Raw genomic sequence first — 17,332 nt, 5'->3', positions numbered from 1 at the left:
CCGTCGTCTCAGTTGTCGGTCTCGGGCCCTTCCTCTGGCTTCCAAAGCAGACCTTCGAGCTGTTGCGCGGTGCCGGTCACCAGCCCGGCGGTGATGTGCTGGTAACGGGTCGTCATCGACGGTAGCTGCTCCGGTGTGCGTAGCACTTGTGGTCGACATCCTCGCCCGGCGCACGACGCGGGCTGTCGTCCTCGTGCCGGGCCTGGCACCGGTACGCGTCACGCCTCAGCACATGCAGGCGGCGAGTCGGCCAGTCGGTGGAAGGCGGGAGCGCCGGGTGGAGCCCGCCCACGGTAATAGGCCGGGGTTCATCGGCGCGAATCTATGGCTCCGGGAACTCGCTTCGTCGCTTCGGATCTTCTGTCGGCCGCGAATTTTCTGACGGCGAATCACTGCACCTCTGTGGCAACTTCTCGCCAGAGGGCGTGGCACTACCGGGAGCGGTGGTCATGCGCTTGTACCACTTACGCAGTCGGTGCAACGACCCGTGCGGGCACAACTCACTTACTCCAATGATCGCCATGCCTATTCCGGCGCCGGCGACTGCCAAGGCGAAATGATCCTGCACCTCCTGGTGCATTTGGGCGATACCTGCTGCAGCCGCGCCCACGCCCACTGCTACGGCAAAACACGGTACTATGCGACGCGCCCAAGAGGGGCGAACGCGGGAATTTATCCTCTGCAAGGTTAGAGGTGAAAAGAGGAAGAGCAGGTATGCCCTGTTGCCCGTGGCTTCTAAGGCAAGCACGGCTCCGAAGAACGTCATCGCCGCAAGGGCGAAGTTCCAGATGAGTACATAAAGGTCATGGCTCCGGCCGGGCAGATTGTACTGAATGGCAAGTCCCAGGGCGGCCAAAGTAAGCGGAATGAGCAAGATGAACGCCGTTTCGTACCACGGCTCATGTAATCTGTTGCCGTTGCCGACAATCCACACCACTTGGTAGAAGGATATACCGATCAGTGCTGCTCCAGTGACCAGCCGCGAGCCGGATCGCCAGTCGCCGTTCAGTAGGGCCGCCAACCCTACGGAGACCGCCGCCGTCCATGTGGATAATGCATACCAATGTGCCGGGCCAAGCGTCGTAAGGCATGCCGCTATCCCTGCCACCCCGAGAAGTGCCCTTACAAGGTACCTGAGCAATGGCGCTTCGGGATGGAGTTCTCGGCGCCAGATGACAATGCTCGTGATCGCGTAGGCGAAGACCAGGACTGCGAGCCCACGCATCTTGTATTCACCGCTCGCCACGTTGATGGCGTAGGAGCAGACTATGGCGATGCCTGCGGTGGTGTGCCATGAGCGCGAGCTCAAACCCGACCGCCTTGCCGGCGTACTCGACTGCGGAGGGCTGTTCAACTCCATTGCTTCGGTGTATTGCGATCAGCCTCGGATGAAAGGCGCGTATCCTCGGACGTGAAGAGCTGGACCGCGACCGACCCAGTGACGCTACCCTTCTCGGCATACACGGACTGACGGTACCTCTGGCGGCCGACGTTGGCCATCACTCGCCTCAGCGAGGCACCCACGGCCTCATCAATCAGGCAGGTCAGCGGTCGCTGTCACCTCCCCCCAAGCCCTACCCGCTCAGGACCGTGCGGCCCCAAGGCGTCTACCGCGGTTGGCGGCCCGCGGTAACGGTGGTTGTCTCGCTGCCGATCACCCCGCCGCCTGGGCGTGCGTCCGTCGCTTGACCGCCGCGCGCGACTGACACGCAAGCAGTCCATCGGCTGGCGTGGAGACACGAATCGGGTCGCGGCGACGACGGCACTGAGCCGCAGGAGGTGGGGTGGGTGTCCGGGTGCCATTGACACCTGGACCGCACAACCGCCACTGGTCAGCCGTTCCTCGCCCTACCGTCCATCGGAGTGGTACGCATGCTCTGTGCATTTGTGTTGGCCTACACAAGACTCATTGAGAGTTGCCATCAAGGTCCGCTCTGGTAGCAGCGTGGTACCCGGTGTCGTAGGTATTTTGACCTTCGAGCCGAACCCATAGTGAACGGCGAGGTTCTCTGGCGCCAAGACCGAGTGGAAGAGATGTGCCATGATGCTTTGAGTGAGTTCGAAAAGCGGTGAATCGCTCGGATCGGTTCGGCCGTAGATCGGCACGAGCTCGTCGTACAAATCCTCTTTCATGAACGTCGCGGGACCCAAGTCTTCCGTCTGTGGTAGATCGATTAGCGGGTCCCGCCGGTGGCCCCATATTACTGTTCCGTGCCCTAGGACGCACAACGCGCGAATCACATCAAGGCGCGGGAGCAACTGATTGACGCGAATAAAGTGTTCTACGAGATCATCCCGATCCAGCCTAGGGTCGAGATCTGCTGCGACGATCGCCGAGAATAGGGGATTGGACCTGTAGTGCGTGCATGCGTTCCGGACGTCGTTTTCGACCAGTCTATCGAAAGGTGACGGTGGCCTGAACAGGCGATGGCATGTGACCGGAATCAAAGTTGTGCTCGTTGAATCCCTTTTCGTATTGAACGCGACTCAGGATCTCTCGCTCAATTTGATGACATCGTCTAAACAGGGCTTGTTCCAGCCTCTCGGATGGATGGCGTTTAGGCTGCCAACTGTCTACGTCAAGTGGCTCGCGTCGTGGACGCCGACTCCTGCGCTGTCTTGAGTTAGTACGAGGCATGTCCTCAGCCTCCCTGAGAAAGAACACATGAGTCCAGAGGTGGGCCGCTTTGGCGGCGGCCGGCGATCATGGCTAGCAGCCACGGACGACAGTGGACTGGTGCTCGCCCGGGGCGACGGGCGTATGTCATGACCTCGACGACTTCGTGAAGGATGTTCAGCTCGGAGCTTTCGTGAACGGCAGCCAGGAGCTGTCGCATCGAGGGCTCGTCATGCGGCGGGGCCTCAACAAGATCAGTGAGCCCTTTCCAACCTGATCTTGCAGCTCAGGATGGGTACGGCAAGTCCGGAAATCGATGAGGACGAGGCTCCAGGTAAGACAGCAGTCGACAAGCCCGATGCCCCGACAAGGAGCCTCGCCCGTGCTGTATCACCCATCCACGATCTCCTTGTCCAGCCGAACCCTGAACCACCTCGCCGACCGCATCCGCCGCACCGTGACCACAATCGATCTCGATGGCGGCGCCTCGATGCGGGCCGACAGGCACTGCTCGTTCTGGCCTACCTGCGCAACGGCGATACCTACACCAGGCTGGCCGCCGGCTTCGAGGTCGGTGTGGCCACCGGCTGAAACGCTGAGTCATCAACACGCGGGTCGCCAGTAACGTAAGGGTTTATGGCGCAGCCAGAGGCGTCGTCGGGCAACGGCGGGCAGGGCAGTGAAGGTCGTGGCGTCGAGGTCGTGGCGCTGGTGACGTCGGCGGGTGGCCTGGAGGCGTTGTCGGGCGTCCTCCGCGTTCTCCCGGCAGATTTTCCCGCCGCGATCGTCCTCGCCCAGCACCTCGGGGGGCAGGGCAGTGTGCTCGTCGACATCCTTGCCCGGCGGATCGGGCTTCCGGTGAAGTGGGCGTGCGAGGGCGGTCGGATCCAGCCGGGGATGGTGACGGTGTGTCCGCCGCGGTCGGCGCTCGAGGTTCTGCCTGATCGTACGTGCGCGCTGCGCCCGGCCGAGCGCGTGCAGACCGAGCGGCCGCTGGATGCGCTGCTGACGTCGATCGGGGACAGCTTCGCGGGCGCATCGCTCGCGGTGGTGCTGACCGGGATGGGCAGCGACGGCGCCGCGGGAGCCGCCGCCGTACGCGCCGCGGGCGGCCGGGTGATCGCGCAGAGCGAGGAAACGGCGGAGTTCCCGGCAATGCCGGCCGCCGCGGTGGCGGCGGGAGCGGTGGATCTGGTTTTGCCGCTGTACGACATCGGGCCGGCGCTGGTGGACGCCGCGCTGGGCCGGCGGCTGCCGTTGGCGTCGGACGAGACGCAGGCCATCCGGGCCACTTTCGGTGATGAGGGTGTGATGGCCGGGCAGGCGGCCCAGCTGGACTGGAGCCGGACGCCGCTGGGTCCGGTGTCGAGTTGGTCGCCGACGCTGCGGTCGGTCGTGCGGCTGATGATGGCGAGCCCGGAGCCCACGTTCGTGTTCTGGGGCGACGATATGCTGTGGCTCAGTAACGACGCCAGCCTCCTGTTCATGCCGGGGCGCGAGGGCAGCTTGCTCGGCCGGCCGTACGCGGAGGTGGTGCCTGAGGTCTGGGATGAGGTGCGCCCGCAGTATCAGCGTGTGTTGGACGGCGAAGCGCAGCAGTATCACTCGGTTCCCTACCTGTACATGCGTGACGGGCGGATGCAGAAGGTCTGGGTGCACGGCACGAACACGCCGATCTGGGAGCCCGACGGCACCGTGGGAGGCATCCATCGAGTGATCCACGAGCGCACCGACGAGGTCCTGGCGGCGCGGCGGCTCAGCGCGCTCGACGCCTTGGCGCAGGCACCGCGCGCCGATAGCCGGCGGGAGGCGCTCTCTGGCGCGGTCGAGATGCTGGGCGACGCGGCAGACGTGGTGTTCGCCGTCGCGTACCTCCTCGACTCGTCGTCGACGCGGGCCGGTCTGGTAGCGGCGGCCGGCGTGGAGCCCGGCGGCGCGCTGGCCCCGCGGGAGCTGCCGCTGCTGCCGGGCGCCGCATGGCCGTTGCACGAGGTGAGCGAACCGGTCGTCGTCGACGACCTGTCCTCGCGCTTCCCCGGCCATGTGGTCGGGACCGACCAGGTGACGCCCGGGGCCGCGTTCGTCCACCCGCTGCACGACGACGCGGAGGAGCGGGTGGTCGGGATGCTGATCCTCGGCGTTGATCCGTACCTGAACCTCGATGCCCGGTACCGGGAGTTTCTGATGCTGGTCGGGGACTCGGTCGAGGGGCGGATGGCGGACGCGCAGGCGCGGCATCGTGAGCGTCGGCGGGTGGAGCGGCTGGCGGAGCTCGACAGGGCCAAGACGGAGTTCTCTCGAACGTCTCGCACGAGTTCCGGACCCCGTTGACGCTGATGCTCGGTCCGCTCGACGCGCTCGTACGCGACGGCGGTGACGGGCTCTCGCCGCAGCAGCGGGCCGACATCGACCTGGTACGCCGCAACGCGCGGCGCTTGCAACGCCTCGTCGGTACCATGCTCGACTTCTCGCAGATCGAAGCCGGGCGTATGCGGGCGACGTTCGCGCCGGTCGATCTCGCCGAGCGCACCCGGGAGATCGTGGCGCAATTCGACAGTGCCGTCGGGCGGGCGGGGCTCGCGCTGCGCGTCGACCTCGGGGCGCTTCCGGCGCCGGTCTGGGTGGACGTGGAGATGTGGGAGAAGATCGTCTCCAACCTGCTGTCGAACGCGCTGAAGTTCACGTTCTCCGGCGAGATCGCGGTGTCGTTGCGCGGACTGCCGCACCACGCCGAGCTCGTTGTCCGCGACACCGGCGTCGGCATTCCCGAGGAGGAACTGCCGCACGTCTTCAAGCGCTTCCACCGCGTACGTGACAGCCGCGCGCGGACACACGAGGGTGCGGGGATCGGGCTCGCCCTCGTCGACGAACTCGTCCGCCGCCACCACGGCCGCGTCCGCGTCACCAGCACCGTGGGTAAGGGAACCACGTTCACCGTCTGGATCCCCTCGGGACGGCGTCCGGAACTGTCGGAAGTGCCGCCGCAGGTACCGGCCTCGACCGAGGTGGCGGCGGCAATGGCCGAGGAGGCGACACGCTGGGGTGAGGCTCCCGAGCCGGAGCTGTTCGCCGACGACGGCGCTGCCCGGCGGGCGCTCGGCGGGTACGCCCCGGCCGCCCGTGTTCTCGTGGCCGACGACAGCCTTGACATGCGCGAGTACTTGGCGCGGCTGCTGGCTCCGCACTGGCAGCTCGAGATGGCGTCGAACGGAACCGAGGCCCTGGCGCTCGCCCGCGCCGACCCGCCCGATCTGGTGCTCGCCGATGTCATGATGCCCGGCCTGGACGGTTTCGCGCTGCTGCGCGCGTTGCGCGAGGACGCGGATCTGCGCGCGGTCCCGGTCGTGCTGGTCACCGCGCGCGCCGGGGAGGAGGCGGCGATCGAGGGCCTCCTGGCGGGCGCGGACGACTACGTCGTCAAGCCGTTCTCCGCCCGCGAGCTGATCGCCCGCGTCGGCGGACAGCTGGAACTCGCCCGTGTGCGGCGGCGCGCGGCCGAGCTGAACGCCTTCCGGATCGGCCTGTCCGACGCGCTGCGGGCGCTCGGCGATCCGCTGGAGATCCAACAGACGGCCTGCCGGATGCTCGTCGAGCAGCTCGGCGCCGACCGGGCCCGCTTCGTGGAGGTCGACCAGGCCGCCGGCGAGCTGATCACCATGGGCGGCTACGCGGTCGACGGGATGCCCGGCGGATTCGGCCGCTACCCGCTGAAGGACTACCAGCCGCTCGCCGAGGCGATCCTCGCCGGCCGCCGGCTGGCGATCGAGGACACCCAGACCGACCCGCACGTCGCCGACATCAGCCCGGCCCTGGCGAAACTCCAGATCGGCGCGCAGCTCGTCCTACCACTCGTACGCGGGCAAGGATCGACCGTCGCCCTCGCGGTCCACCAACGCTCGGCCCGTTCCTGGACGGCCGAGGAGATCGCGATCGCCGAAGAGGCCGCCGGACGCGCCTGGGCCGAGGTGCAACGGACCCGCGCCGAGACCGCCCTGCGCGACAGCGAGGAACGCATGCGCCTGGCCATCCGCGCCACCCGCATGGTCACCTGGGAATGGATCCCGTCCGAAGACCGCATCACCACCAGCGACAGCTTCGCCGACGTCTACGGCCTACCCGCCCTCGCCGGGGCCGAGCAGGGCTTCGCCCTCGTGCTCCCCGAGGACGCCACCCGGCACCTCGACAAGGTCCGCGCCATCGCCGCCGAGGGCGGCGCCTACCGATCCCAATTCCGAATCCGACGCCCCGACAACAACCAGATCGTCTGGCTCGAAGAGCGCGCCGAAGCCAAGACCGGCCCGGACGGAACCATCGAAAAGGTCATCGGGGTCACCCTCGACATCACCGCGCCCCAGCACCCCGAGCAGGAAACGCACCTTGGCACCGAGTGCGGTACGCCGCCGGCAACATGCTGATCACCATTGAGAGCCCTTTCCATCGTGACCAGCACGACCACGATGGAAAAGGGCTTGGTTAGGTAAGTGATCACATCTACGTAGGTGCTGTGTAGTAGGTGACCTGCAAGGGAGTCAGGTACACCCTCGGTAAGCTGCCCGCTGCGCACGCGATCTGGCTTGCTGCTGGCGTCGTCCTCCGGAGTTTCCGTGGATCGACGAGAACGGACCGGTTTTCCCGAGCTGACGTCTTACGCGCCAACCGGTGCTGACAGCAACCGGCCCGGACAACGGCGGCCGGGCCGATGCCATGGCGGTTGGGGTTGAGCGGCTTCCGCGGGATACCGGCTCAGTAGCACCGGAACGTCGGATGCTGCGACGTCAGATAGATGGCCACCACGGCGCCGATCCCGCCGAGCAGCACGGTGATGGTCGTCATCGTGACGAGCCTCGCCCGCCTGGCACGTGGCAGCAGACCCCACCACGCCAGCCACGGTATCGCCATGGATGCACAGAAGCCGGCGCCGCACAGAAGCAGCATGCCGGCGTCTGCCGGTGGTGACCTCTTGAAACAGGCGAACATGATCTCGATCCATGCGTACAGGATCGAGGACATTGCGCCGAGGAGCCCTGAGAGCACCAATACGACCACGAGGATGACCCGAGCGGCCCGGGGCATGCCTTGCAGCCGACGGGATGTCGCCATGGTTCACCTCGTCGTCACCGCGGCCCCGCAGCGGCCGGAGTGTGCTGGGGTCCGTGGGTGTTCCATCGGCATTCCGGCGGGCGGGTGAAGAACTTCGAGCAAGATCAGATACGCCGACCGAGGAGAACTCGCCGGACATCCATGGACGCCAGTTGAACGTCAGAGCAGTCGGAGCCGACGAGTCGGCGAATCAGAACACGGCAGCCTCCAAACCTCGGCCGATCAAGACGCCGTCTCGGCACTGTCGGTGTAGGCCGCGCCGCCGGCTGCGGCTCGCGCAGCCTGCTCGATCATGGCCCGGTGCGCCGCACGGGCCGCAGTGTCGATCTGCTCCTCGTACTCAGCCATCACCCCGGTCCGGCCGTCGAGTTGCTCGCGCAGGATGTCGGCGTGGCCGGCATGCCGGGCGGTCTCCTCCAGGACGTGGACCATGATGGTGAACAGCTTGACGTCGGGCCGCGACCACCACGGCACGTGGCCAGGCGCGTCGATCGGAAGCTCCGTGATCGTCGCGTCCGCATGCCGCCAGACACGCTGATAGAAGCCGATGATCTGTTCGCGGGTCTCCTCCGGGGTCACCCACAGGTCGCGGTCATCCGCGTCCTGCCATCGCCCCAGCGGCTCCGGGAGCTTGCGGTCGAATACCTCACCGAAATACCAGGCCTCCACGGTCGCCAAGTGCTTCACCAGGCCAAGGAGATTGGTTCCCGTCGCGGTCAGGGGACGCCGGACGTCGTACTCGGACAGGCCGTCGAGCTTCCAGACCAGCGCCTCACGGATCGCCTTGAGCTGGCCGTGCAGGTAGTCCTTCGCAAAATCATCGATCACGGGCACGAGCCTGCCACGCGACAGCAAGGAAGCCGCCCGACCTGCCTCCAGTGCCATTGACGGCGACAACGACGGATGATCTTCGCCCACGTGATGCGCTGCTGGTGGGCGCGGCAGGTTTCGCACCTGCGACCCCTTCGCTCGTAGGTCTTGTGCGGCTCGTTCGTTACGTCCACACCCGGGCCGAGAACTCGGAACGCACCCGGGCGGCGTTCGACAGCCTCATAACTTCGCGGTCCTGGATACTCGGATGTCAGAGGTCGGCACCGACGGTACGTTCCTGGTGTGCACCAGGAGCCGGCGTTGACGAGCGCCGATCGGCGAATCCGAGTCGAGGCGTTGAACACGCTGGTAGACCTGGCGAGAAACGGCGACGACGGCGCAGTGCAGGCGCTTCGCGGCATCGTGACCGGCTACCGAGGATTCGATCCGGAGATCTACTCCCGAGCACTCAACCAGCTCTGGCTGTTCGGCGACGACAGTCTGACGGATGCCTTGCTGGCGGCCCTGGACGACGAGGCGTACGGGTGCCAGCCGTGGGCGGCGAACGCCTGCGGGCACTTGGGTGTCACCGCAGCTGAGCCGCTACTGACCGGCCTGCTGCGCCACCCGGACGGTCCTGTCCGCGAGGCGGCCTGCCGGGCTCTGGGTCAACTGCGGGTCGTCACTGCCGTGGAGCCCCTGGCTCGTCTGTTGGACGACGGCGCGGAGTTCGTCCGGGCCGCCGCCAGCGATGCGTTGGCCGACATCGGCGGCCGGGAGGCGCTGGAGCACCTCTGGTCGGCACTCCGGTCACGGCGCCGGCGCGCGGGATATCTGGCGGCCGCGCTGGCGCGGTTCGGCCCGGGTGTCCTCGATCGACTGGTGCAGGCGGCCCAGGACCCGGACCCGGACATGCGGTACTGGGCGGCCAGGGCGCTGGGATCAACCGGGGCCGACCGCGCCGGTGCCGTACTCACGGATCTGGCCGCAGGCGATCACGCGAGGACGACCTCCGGAGCAGCTGTCAGCACGGCGGCCAAGCGAGGGCTGAAGACACTCCGCCGGCTGCAGGAGCACCGACTCGCAGAGCAGTTCGCGGTGTCGAGCGAGGACGGGCTCGTGCCTCCCACAGCGTCAGCCGGTGAGCTGGAATCGAGTGCGTGACGCAACCCCGAGCTTTTCCGCCGAGGACGGCGTCCATATCGGGTTGTCTGGTCCCGGAGTCTGCGGCAGCCTTCACCGGATGATCGAGACGCGTGTGCTGAGCCAGGACGACTGGAGAATCTGGCGGGAACTACGGCTGGTCGCGCTCGCGGAGGCGGGCTATGCGTTCGGCTCCCAGCTGGCGGACTGGCAGGGTGACGGTGACCGCGAGGAGCGGTGGCGCGGCCGGCTGGCCATCCCCGGCTCGCACAACGTCGTCGCGGCGATCGACGGGCAGGTCGTGGGAATGGCGAGCGGGGTGCCGACCGGCCAGGACCGGGTCGTCGAGCTGATTTCGATGTACGTGGCGCCGCAAGGGCGGGGCCGCGGCGTGGGCGATCATCTCGTACGCATGGTGGAACAGTGGGCCCGGCGGGCCGGCGCGGAAACCCTACGGCTGGCCGTGGTGGAGGGTAACGAGCAAGCTCAGGCGCTCTACCGGCGATGCGGCTTCGGTGACACGGGTGAGCTCGGCGACCTCATGCCCGACGGCGTACGCCGGGAGCGCATCATGGCCAAGAACCTGGGAGAACGGGAGGGGACGGCCGTGGAGAAGCACGACGGTCTGGAGCGCTTCGTGTCGGCGCAGGAGCCGATCTACGACCGTGCGCTGGCCGAGCTGCGGGCCGGCACCAAACGCAGTCACTGGATGTGGTTCGTGTTTCCGCAGATTGCCGGGCTCGGCTTCAGTCCGGCGGCGCGGACGTACGCCATCCGCGACCTGGCCGAGGCCGGCGCGTACCTGGCCCATCCCGTGCTCGGCCCGCGCCTGACCGAATGCGCGCAGGCGCTGCTGACGGTGGAGGGCCGTACGGCCCGGGAGATTCTCGGCCATCCCGACGACCTGAAGCTGCGGTCCTCGATGACGCTGTTCGCCCGGGCCGCGGACGACGCCGCGGTGTTTCAGGCCGTGCTCGACAAGTACTACGGCGGCGAGCCGGACCCCGCGACCCTGGAGCGGATCCCGGCGGCCGGCTCCGCCTAGGCTCCGCGCTCCACCCGGTGGTCATCGGCGAACGACCGCTGTCGCTGTGCCTGCGATGACCAGGACGAGCGCGGCGACGTACATCGGGGCCGCCAGTCCCCATGCCGCGGCGAGCACACCACCCAGGAGAGCGCCGAACGTGGCGGTGCCCGTGCCGAAGAGGCGGAACACCGAGACGACGCGGCCCAGGAGCTCGTCCGGGGTCCCCTCCTGCCGGGCGGAACCGATGACGACGCTGCCGATGGCGGCCACCGCGCCGAGCAGAGCGAGCATGAGGCCGGTGAACCAGATGGTGCGGACCGCCGCGATTCCCGTCCAGGCCAGTGCCTGGCCGAGGCAGGCGATGCTCAACAGCGGCAGGTACGGCAGGCGGCGCGTCAGCGGCTTCGCCCACCATCCCGCGAGGACGCCGCCGACGGCGGTGATCGCCAGCAGGGCGCCGTAGCCGGCCGGCGGCACGTGCAGCGACTGACCCGCGTACAGCACGAACGTCGCCATGGCGATGCTGAATGCGCCGTTGTTCGCGCAGGTGCTCACGACGAGCGTACGGAGTGTTCTCCGGCGCCACACGTAGGCGAAGCCTTCGCGGATCGCGGAGCCGAGGCCGGCCCGAGGAGTCGCCAGGGGAGTCGTCTCCGGAAGCCGCCTCACCAGGATTGCCGAGAGAAGAAAGGACAAGGCGTCGAGGACGAACGGCAGCATCCGGGCGGCGGCGAAGAGCGCCGAGCCCAGGGCCGGCCCGGCCAGCGACCGGCCGGCGGTGTCCAGCGCCCAGAAGCGGCCGTTGACCTGCGTCAGGGCCACCTTGTCCCGACCCACGACGGCGGGGATCATGCCCTGCGCCGAGCTGTCGAAGAAGCACTGACCGATGCCCAGCAGCAGCACCGCGGCGGCGAGGACGACGACGGTGGCGTGGCCGGTGCTCAGCAGCACCACGAAAACGGCGAGGACGACGGCACGGGCCAGGTCGCTGGCGACCATCACCCTGCGTCGTGGCCAGCGATCGACCAAGGCGCCCGCCGGGAGCCCGAAGAGAAGCCAGGGAAGAGCGGCACTCGCGGACACGACCGACAACGCGACGGGGTCTGTGGTCAGCGTCGCCGCCAGGAGGGGAGCGGCGACGGCGAAGGCGCCGTCGCCGGTCACCGACACCGCCGTGGCGGCGAGGAGCGGTGCGATGTCGTGAGCCGACCCGGCCGCGGGGGTGGAACTCGCCCCGCACGCCGCCGGTGTCACGGACTGCCGCTGCTCCGATGGCGGCGTCATGTCCCGCTAGCCGGCCAGGTCGTCGATCTCGAACTCCTCGGCCTTGACCCCGGCGAGGAATGCGGTCCACTCGCCCTGCGTGAAAGTCAGCACCGGTCCGGCAGGATTCTTCGAGTCGCGTACGCCGATGAACCCGTCGGCGAACGCCACTTCGACGCAGTTGGTGTCCCAGCTGACGTTGCTCTTGCGCCACCGGGCGGCGGTGAAGTCCGGACGTCCCATGGCTTGCCCTCCTCTCGCATGGACATTCATCGCTGTGCTGACCATAGGCGTGGTGACCGGCGAGATGGTTGTCGGCATTGTGACGACAAGGGCTCTGTCACGGGCCGAATCTAGATCGTGCGTACGACATAGCCGACGACGTCGCGGACGACCGGCTCGTAGGCGGATCTCGGCTCGCTTGCCCAGCCGGCGACCGCCCAGGTGGCGAGCCGGAAGATGGTGGCGCGGACCAGGAGCTGACCCCACTCCGGCAGGTGTGACCAGCGCAGCGCGGCGTCGAAGCCGGCGCCGTGCCAGACCATCGCGTCCACCACGGCCACCGCGCTGGCCCAGGCGGGCGGCCGCCAGTAGGCCGACCAGTCGATCACCGCCGGGGGCAGGCCGTCCGCGAAGAGGATGTTGCCCAGCAGGTCGGCGTGCACGATCTGGTCGGGCAGGTGCACCGGGCGCCGGACCGCGAGCAGCCTGCCGAGCAGCGGTCCGGCATCGCCTGCGGGCTCGGCCCCGGTGGGCCCCCAGGCGAGCTTCTCCCCGTACGCCCAAGGGTCGGATCTTGTGTCCAGGAAGGCCGGCCGCGGCAGGTGGGCGACCGCCTCGTGGAAGGCGGATCCGGTGCGGATGACGTCGTCGACGCGGCGTTGATCGGGTTGGCCCGCGACCGCGCAGGCCGCTTCCCAGCCGTCCGCGAGCCAGTCACCGGTCGTGGCGCGGATCGGGCGGGCGATGCGGAAGCGCGGCGATTCGGGCAGTGTCGCGAGGATCTCGCAGCGCCAGCGGACGGCGTCGTCGCCTTCCGCCGGCTTGAGGACCACGTCGCCGGCGCGCCAGGTGCCGCCCTTGCCGCCGGTGAGGCGTACGGGGTCCGTGGTCGCGCCGAATGCGCGCAGGACCTCGGCCGGCGGGCGTCGATCTTCCATAGGATCATTGAAGCGCTCGATGGAGGGATCCGCGGCGACCTGGGCGAACCGCCCGCTAGCCTGGCGCCGTGGATATCCGTGCCGCCATCGCCGACGAGCGCCGCCGCATCGCCGACCTGCTCGACTCGCTGGAACCGGACCAGCTCGACAAACCGAGCCTCTGCGGCGAGTGGACGGTCAAGGAAGTGGCCGGTCACCTCCTCGCGGCGGTGGACAAGCCGCCCGTACCGCTGCTGCCGCTGCTGGCCCGCAACGGGTTCCGCCTGCACCGGGCGAATGCGCAGCTCGCGGTGCTGACGGCGGCGCGGCCGGCGGCGGAGCTCGCCCAGGCTCTCCGCGACAAAGCAGACCATCCTTTCAAACCCCCATTCGTCGGGTACGAGGGTCAGCTCACCGATCTCCAGGTGCACGGCCAGGACATGCGCCGTCCGCTGGGCCTGCCCCACGACCTGCGTCCCGAACGGCTGAGGGCGTCGCTGGAGTTCCTCACGGGCGGGCGGGCGTACGGCTTCACGCCGCGGCGGCGGGTGGCCGGACTGCGCTTCGAGGCGTCCGACCTGGACTGGTTCTCCGGAGTGGGACCGCTGGTGGCGGGCCCGGCGGAGGCGCTCATGATGGCGATGTGCGGGCGCGGGGTGGCGCTGAGCGAGCTCGGCGGGCCCGGAGTGCGCGTCCTCGACAAGCGCATCGCTCGCTGACCGGTGTCGCGTAGGCGACAGGGCGGCGCAGACCCGCCGGAAACTGTCGGTGCCTCGCCCTACGGTCGTCCCATGGAAGCCAACGCATACGCGCCGGAACTGGACCGGCGCCCACACACCCACCTGGACCGGCATTTCCTGTCCGGCGACAACGCCTACCACCTGATCGCTTCGGGTACGGGCGACGACCGCATCAGACTGACCGTGACGGGCTGGGGCCCCGGTGGAGAGGTGGTGAGCGAGCTCGGCGGAGGGATCTCGCCCGCCGACCTCCCCGCCGTGACCGAGGCCCTCGCCTCCACTCTGTCGGGCCTCACCGCCCTGCGCGCCAGGCGCGGCACGCCCCGGGCGGCCGAACGCAAACCCAGGCGGTATCCCAACCTCGGCGTCCGCTGGTCCACGGAGGACGACGAACGCCTCGTGGCGCGCTACCGGGAGGGGGCCTCCGACCGGGAGCTGATGGAGGAGTTCGGGCGCAGCCGGGGCGGCATCCGGGCGCGGCTGGAAGGCCTCGGCGAGGTCGCACCGGAGGCCGGCCCGCGACATCGCACCGTCGACCACCCGGCGACCGAGGAGGTGGCGGCACGGGCGACATGAGCGAGCGGCCGGGCGGTCCGGCACCGGCCGTCCGGGCGTGCGTACCCGGCCGCGCCCGCCGTTCGTCGCGCGCGGGCACGGCCGTGGCCGTCAGCTGTGGCGTGCGGGTCCGGCCGGGCCGCCGGTTGCGGCAATCGGGTGCGGCCGTGGTCGCTGCCTCGTGGTGCCGGTGCGGCCGCCGGTTGTGAGGTGCGGGTGCGGCCGGGCCGCTGTTGTCGCGTGCGGGTGGCGCCTGGCTGCCGCCTGTGGCGCCGCGAGCGGGGTCGTGGCTGCCGCCTGTGGCGCCGCGAGCGGGGTCGTGGCTGCCGCTTGTCGGTGGGTCGGCCGGGTCTGCTCGCTGTGTGTGCCGGCACGGGCTGCGCCCGTTGCTCTGGCAGGTGACGCATCGGCCGCCATATCGTCCGTGTCGGTCTTGGCGGAGGCGTTTTCACCGGGCGTGCCGGGGGCACAGACGGCGAGACGCATGCCACTAGTCATGATCGTGAGCTCGTCATGGATCGTTGACCAGGCGTCGGGTGTCGAACGGGGTGGGAGGCGCGCACGGTGAACGTCGTCATCGACGGCCGGTTCATCCTCGACGAGGCAGATCTGCACCGCCGGCTGGCCGGTGCGCTCGGATACGGGCCGTACTACAGCCATGACCTGAGCGACCTCGGTCGGCGGCTCGCGGCCGGTGATCCGCGGCCGCTCCAGCTGGTGTGGACCTACGCCGGAAGCTTGCGGCTGGCGCTCGGCCTCGAGCTCTACGAGCGGTACGTGCGGACCCTGGAGGAGATCGAGGCGACGGACGCCGGGCGCGGCTGGAACGAGCGCTTCATCTTCCGCGTCTTCGAGTAGGCCTCCTTCCGTAGCGTGGTGAGCTGCTTTCCCCGGGGCGGATGCCGCCGGCCGCCGGTGCCCCACCATGCCGCGATGCCGTCCACCCTGAGCCATGGGACGGGGCTGAGCCACTGAACGGCCGCTGAGCCAGGGGACGGCCGCTGAGCCACTGAACGGCCGCTGAGCCACTGAACGGCCGCTGAGTCACTGAAGGCCGCTGGGCCCCGCGGGGCGGCCGCTGAGCAGGGGACGGCCGCTGTCACAGGGTGTCGCCGTCGGCGGTGTCCATCAGGCGGCGGACCCCGACCGGCTGGCACAAAGGTGTGCCACCCGGGCCCGGGACCTGGGAGATGCGGCCCGCGATCTCGACGGCCCGGGTCTCCGACTCGACGTCGACGAGGTGGAAGCCGGCCAGCACCTCGCCGGGCTCGGCGAACGGGCCGCCGGTGACCACGGGCGTCGTGCCGTCCGACGTGACCACCTTGGCTAGCTCCGGGCCGGTGAGTGCGTGCCCGTCGACATACTCGCCGCTCGCCACGAGTTCCCGGTGGAGGGCGGCCTGGTAGTCCATGTGTGCCTTGATCTCCTCCGGCTTCCACCCGGAGATCGAGGCGCCCTTCCGCTCGGAGGTCGGGGTCTCCTTCCGCTCGGAGGTCGGGGTCTCCTTCCGCCCGGAGATCGAGGCGTCCTTCCACTCGGAAGCCGGGGCGTCCTTGGGCCCCGAAGTCGGGGCCTGGTTGAGCCCGGAGATCGGGGCGCCGGTGACGCCGTGACAGGTGACCGTGAGCAGGTATTTCATGCGGCTTCTCCGTCCTGCTGCCGCGCCGGGGATGCGGCGCGGTCTCTCTGGGACGGAACCACCGGCGGCTTCTCGACATCGGTCACCGGCACGACGGCGACCGGGCACTGCGTCCCTGGCCGCTGGGCTGTTGGGAAGGGGCGTGGGTGCGCCCTGGCTGGGCTGTGGGGAAGGGGGTCGGGTGCATCTTGGCTGGGCTGCTGGGAAGGGACTCGGGTGCATCCCGGCTGGGCCGCGGGGAAGGGCTCGGGTGCACCCTCGCTGCACCCCGGCCCGGCTCAAGTCCGGTCACCCCCACCCGATCCTTCTGGCACCTGCGGACGGCTCCGCAGGTGAGCGGGCCCGGCCGTACCCCCTCGGCGGCCGGGTCCGCTCAGCTACCAGGGCAGCGGGCCGGAAGGGGTGCGCCGTGACCGGACTCCAGGGCCTCTTCGTCGGGGCCGACCACGAGAAGATCGTCGTGTCCCCGTACCCGATCCGGATGCGGACCGGGCGCGCCCGGCGGGTGCGGCAGGGTTCGGTCACCGAGGTCGTGCCGGTGCTGCCGAGCGGGCGCAGCCGCGAGCAGCGGGTGCGGTTCTCGTCGCAGCTGTCGCTGGTGCTGCTGGTGCTCTCCGCCGTTCTCAGCGCCCTGGGCATTCCGTGGTGGGCCGCGGCCGCCGGGTCGCTGGCCCTGGTCACCGTCGTCAGCGTGCAGCAGGCCCGGGCGGCGCGGAAGGGCACGCTTGCGCTTCCCCGGGGCGAGGACTCGGTCGTCCTGCATGCCGGCGAGGAGCGGGCCGCCTACGGGCGGGCGCTGGTCGTCGCCCGGCGGGTGCGGGGGACCTGGCCGCAGCTGCGGCACATGATCGACGCGGAGGACGCCGATCGCAGCCTCACCGCCGCCCTCCGCGAGCTTGCCGCGATCATGAACCGGCGGCAGCAGATCCGCCGGCTGCGCGAGGAGCTCGGCGCCGCCGCCGACCACAACCTGCCCGCCGACAGTCCCGCCGTGCAGGCCCTCGCCGAGCAGCGGCTGCGGGTGGAGGGGCTGTGGCGGTCCTCGGCCGCCGCCGCCAACCGCATTCTGGCGAGCATCAACGCCGCCGCGCTCGCGGGCGAGAACCTCATCCGTGAGCAGCGGGTCGGCGAGACGGCCCGGGAGGCCGAGCTGGCGATCTCGCGCCTGGCCGTCGCCGGTGCGGCGCCCGCCGACTCCGGCCCCGAGCTGGCCGAACGGACCGCGGCCGTGATCGCCGCCTACCGGGAACTGGCCGCCGGCCACCAGCACTGACGGCGCCCCGGGACGGCACCGGACAG

The 17,332-nt window shown here is 69.4% G+C and carries 15 protein-coding genes and 1 pseudogene; 9 read left to right on the top strand and 7 right to left on the bottom strand.

Going from position 1 to position 17,332, the window contains the following annotated elements:
• Positions 1–322: 322 nt before the first annotated feature.
• Positions 323–1,360, bottom strand: coding sequence for a hypothetical protein (locus tag IEY99_RS27990; protein ID WP_189207083.1), 1,038 nt, complete (start codon positions 1,358–1,360; stop codon positions 323–325).
• 1,615 nt (positions 1,361–2,975) lie between these two features.
• Here IEY99_RS27990 and IEY99_RS27985 point away from each other — a divergent pair.
• The 3 genes and pseudogenes from IEY99_RS27985 to IEY99_RS27975 form a co-directional block, all read left to right on the top strand.
• A pseudogene (locus tag IEY99_RS27985) lies at positions 2,976–3,202 on the top strand (transposase family protein); the annotation flags it as partial.
• Positions 3,203–3,253: 51 nt separating this feature from the next.
• Entirely contained in the window at positions 3,254–4,948 is a 1,695-nt protein-coding gene (locus tag IEY99_RS27980) for a chemotaxis protein CheB (RefSeq protein ID WP_189207082.1), read from the top strand.
• Between the two features lie 5 nt (positions 4,949–4,953).
• Positions 4,954–7,032: an ATP-binding protein gene (locus tag IEY99_RS27975; protein WP_229799321.1), complete on the top strand. Its 2,079-nt coding sequence runs from the start codon at positions 4,954–4,956 to the stop codon at positions 7,030–7,032.
• A 328-nt stretch (positions 7,033–7,360) separates the two neighbouring features.
• On the opposite strand, the gene IEY99_RS27970 is transcribed toward IEY99_RS27975, so the two are convergent.
• Positions 7,361–7,717, bottom strand: coding sequence for a hypothetical protein (locus tag IEY99_RS27970; RefSeq protein WP_189207080.1), 357 nt, complete (start codon positions 7,715–7,717; stop codon positions 7,361–7,363).
• Between the two features lie 222 nt (positions 7,718–7,939).
• Positions 7,940–8,545, bottom strand: a complete 606-nt coding sequence (locus IEY99_RS27965) for a DinB family protein (RefSeq protein ID WP_189207079.1) — start codon at positions 8,543–8,545, stop codon at positions 7,940–7,942.
• Positions 8,546–8,830: 285 nt separating this feature from the next.
• Between IEY99_RS27965 and IEY99_RS27960 the strand changes: the two genes are divergently transcribed.
• Complete coding sequence (locus IEY99_RS27960) at positions 8,831–9,691, top strand: HEAT repeat domain-containing protein (protein WP_189207078.1); 861 nt, start codon at positions 8,831–8,833, stop codon at positions 9,689–9,691.
• Between the two features lie 79 nt (positions 9,692–9,770).
• Positions 9,771–10,715, top strand: coding sequence for a GNAT family N-acetyltransferase (locus IEY99_RS35320; protein ID WP_229799320.1), 945 nt, complete (start codon positions 9,771–9,773; stop codon positions 10,713–10,715).
• A gap of 21 nt (positions 10,716–10,736) precedes the next feature.
• Here the strand turns inward: IEY99_RS35320 and IEY99_RS27945 are convergent, their stop codons facing one another.
• The 3 genes from IEY99_RS27945 to IEY99_RS27935 form a co-directional block, all read right to left on the bottom strand.
• Positions 10,737–11,981 carry an MFS transporter gene (locus tag IEY99_RS27945; protein WP_189207077.1) on the bottom strand — a complete coding sequence of 415 codons (1,245 nt, stop codon included), beginning with the start codon at positions 11,979–11,981 and terminating at the stop codon, positions 10,737–10,739.
• 6 nt (positions 11,982–11,987) lie between these two features.
• On the bottom strand, positions 11,988–12,203 hold the full coding sequence (locus IEY99_RS27940) for a DUF397 domain-containing protein (RefSeq protein ID WP_189207076.1): 216 nt from the start codon (positions 12,201–12,203) through the stop codon (positions 11,988–11,990).
• Between the two features lie 110 nt (positions 12,204–12,313).
• The gene (locus IEY99_RS27935) at positions 12,314–13,120 is read right to left on the bottom strand and encodes a TIGR02569 family protein (RefSeq protein ID WP_189207075.1); all 807 of its coding nucleotides are present in this window, start codon (positions 13,118–13,120) and stop codon (positions 12,314–12,316) included.
• Positions 13,121–13,188: 68 nt separating this feature from the next.
• On the opposite strand from IEY99_RS27935, the gene IEY99_RS27930 reads away from it, so the two are divergent.
• From IEY99_RS27930 to IEY99_RS27920, 3 genes are all read left to right on the top strand, one after another.
• Entirely contained in the window at positions 13,189–13,818 is a 630-nt protein-coding gene (locus tag IEY99_RS27930) for a maleylpyruvate isomerase family mycothiol-dependent enzyme (RefSeq protein ID WP_189207074.1), read from the top strand.
• Positions 13,819–13,890: 72 nt separating this feature from the next.
• Positions 13,891–14,415, top strand: coding sequence for a hypothetical protein (locus IEY99_RS27925; RefSeq protein WP_189207073.1), 525 nt, complete (start codon positions 13,891–13,893; stop codon positions 14,413–14,415).
• A 543-nt stretch (positions 14,416–14,958) separates the two neighbouring features.
• Positions 14,959–15,252, top strand: coding sequence for a barstar family protein (locus IEY99_RS27920; RefSeq protein ID WP_189207072.1), 294 nt, complete (start codon positions 14,959–14,961; stop codon positions 15,250–15,252).
• Between the two features lie 241 nt (positions 15,253–15,493).
• On the opposite strand, the gene IEY99_RS34580 is transcribed toward IEY99_RS27920, so the two are convergent.
• The gene (locus IEY99_RS34580) at positions 15,494–16,033 is read right to left on the bottom strand and encodes a YciI family protein (RefSeq protein ID WP_229799319.1); all 540 of its coding nucleotides are present in this window, start codon (positions 16,031–16,033) and stop codon (positions 15,494–15,496) included.
• 409 nt (positions 16,034–16,442) lie between these two features.
• Here IEY99_RS34580 and IEY99_RS27910 point away from each other — a divergent pair, with 409 nt between their 5' ends.
• Positions 16,443–17,306, top strand: a complete 864-nt coding sequence (locus IEY99_RS27910) for a hypothetical protein (RefSeq protein WP_189207071.1) — start codon at positions 16,443–16,445, stop codon at positions 17,304–17,306.
• Positions 17,307–17,332: the final 26 nt, after the last annotated feature.

This window comes from Couchioplanes azureus (assembly GCF_014648355.1).
GTDB classification, from domain to species: domain Bacteria; phylum Actinomycetota; class Actinomycetes; order Mycobacteriales; family Micromonosporaceae; genus Actinoplanes; species Actinoplanes azureus.
This window is presented reverse-complemented; position numbering and strand designations above follow the sequence as displayed.

Bases quoted from the DNA above. Each gene is read 5' to 3' on its own strand.
- IEY99_RS27980 (WP_189207082.1), top strand. From the start codon at position 3,254: ATGGCGCAGCCAGAGGCGTCGTCGGGCAACGGCGGGCAGGGCAGTGAA.
- IEY99_RS27945 (WP_189207077.1), bottom strand. From the start codon at position 11,981: ATGACGCCGCCATCGGAGCAGCGGCAGTCCGTGACACCGGCGGCGTGC.
- IEY99_RS27990 (WP_189207083.1), bottom strand. From the start codon at position 1,360: ATGGAGTTGAACAGCCCTCCGCAGTCGAGTACGCCGGCAAGGCGGTCG.
- IEY99_RS27925 (WP_189207073.1), top strand. From the start codon at position 13,891: ATGGAAGCCAACGCATACGCGCCGGAACTGGACCGGCGCCCACACACC.
- IEY99_RS27975 (WP_229799321.1), top strand. From the start codon at position 4,954: ATGCTCGGTCCGCTCGACGCGCTCGTACGCGACGGCGGTGACGGGCTC.
- IEY99_RS27970 (WP_189207080.1), bottom strand. From the start codon at position 7,717: ATGGCGACATCCCGTCGGCTGCAAGGCATGCCCCGGGCCGCTCGGGTC.
- IEY99_RS35320 (WP_229799320.1), top strand. From the start codon at position 9,771: ATGATCGAGACGCGTGTGCTGAGCCAGGACGACTGGAGAATCTGGCGG.
- IEY99_RS27935 (WP_189207075.1), bottom strand. From the start codon at position 13,120: ATGGAAGATCGACGCCCGCCGGCCGAGGTCCTGCGCGCATTCGGCGCG.
- IEY99_RS27940 (WP_189207076.1), bottom strand. From the start codon at position 12,203: ATGGGACGTCCGGACTTCACCGCCGCCCGGTGGCGCAAGAGCAACGTC.
- IEY99_RS34580 (WP_229799319.1), bottom strand. From the start codon at position 16,033: ATGAAATACCTGCTCACGGTCACCTGTCACGGCGTCACCGGCGCCCCG.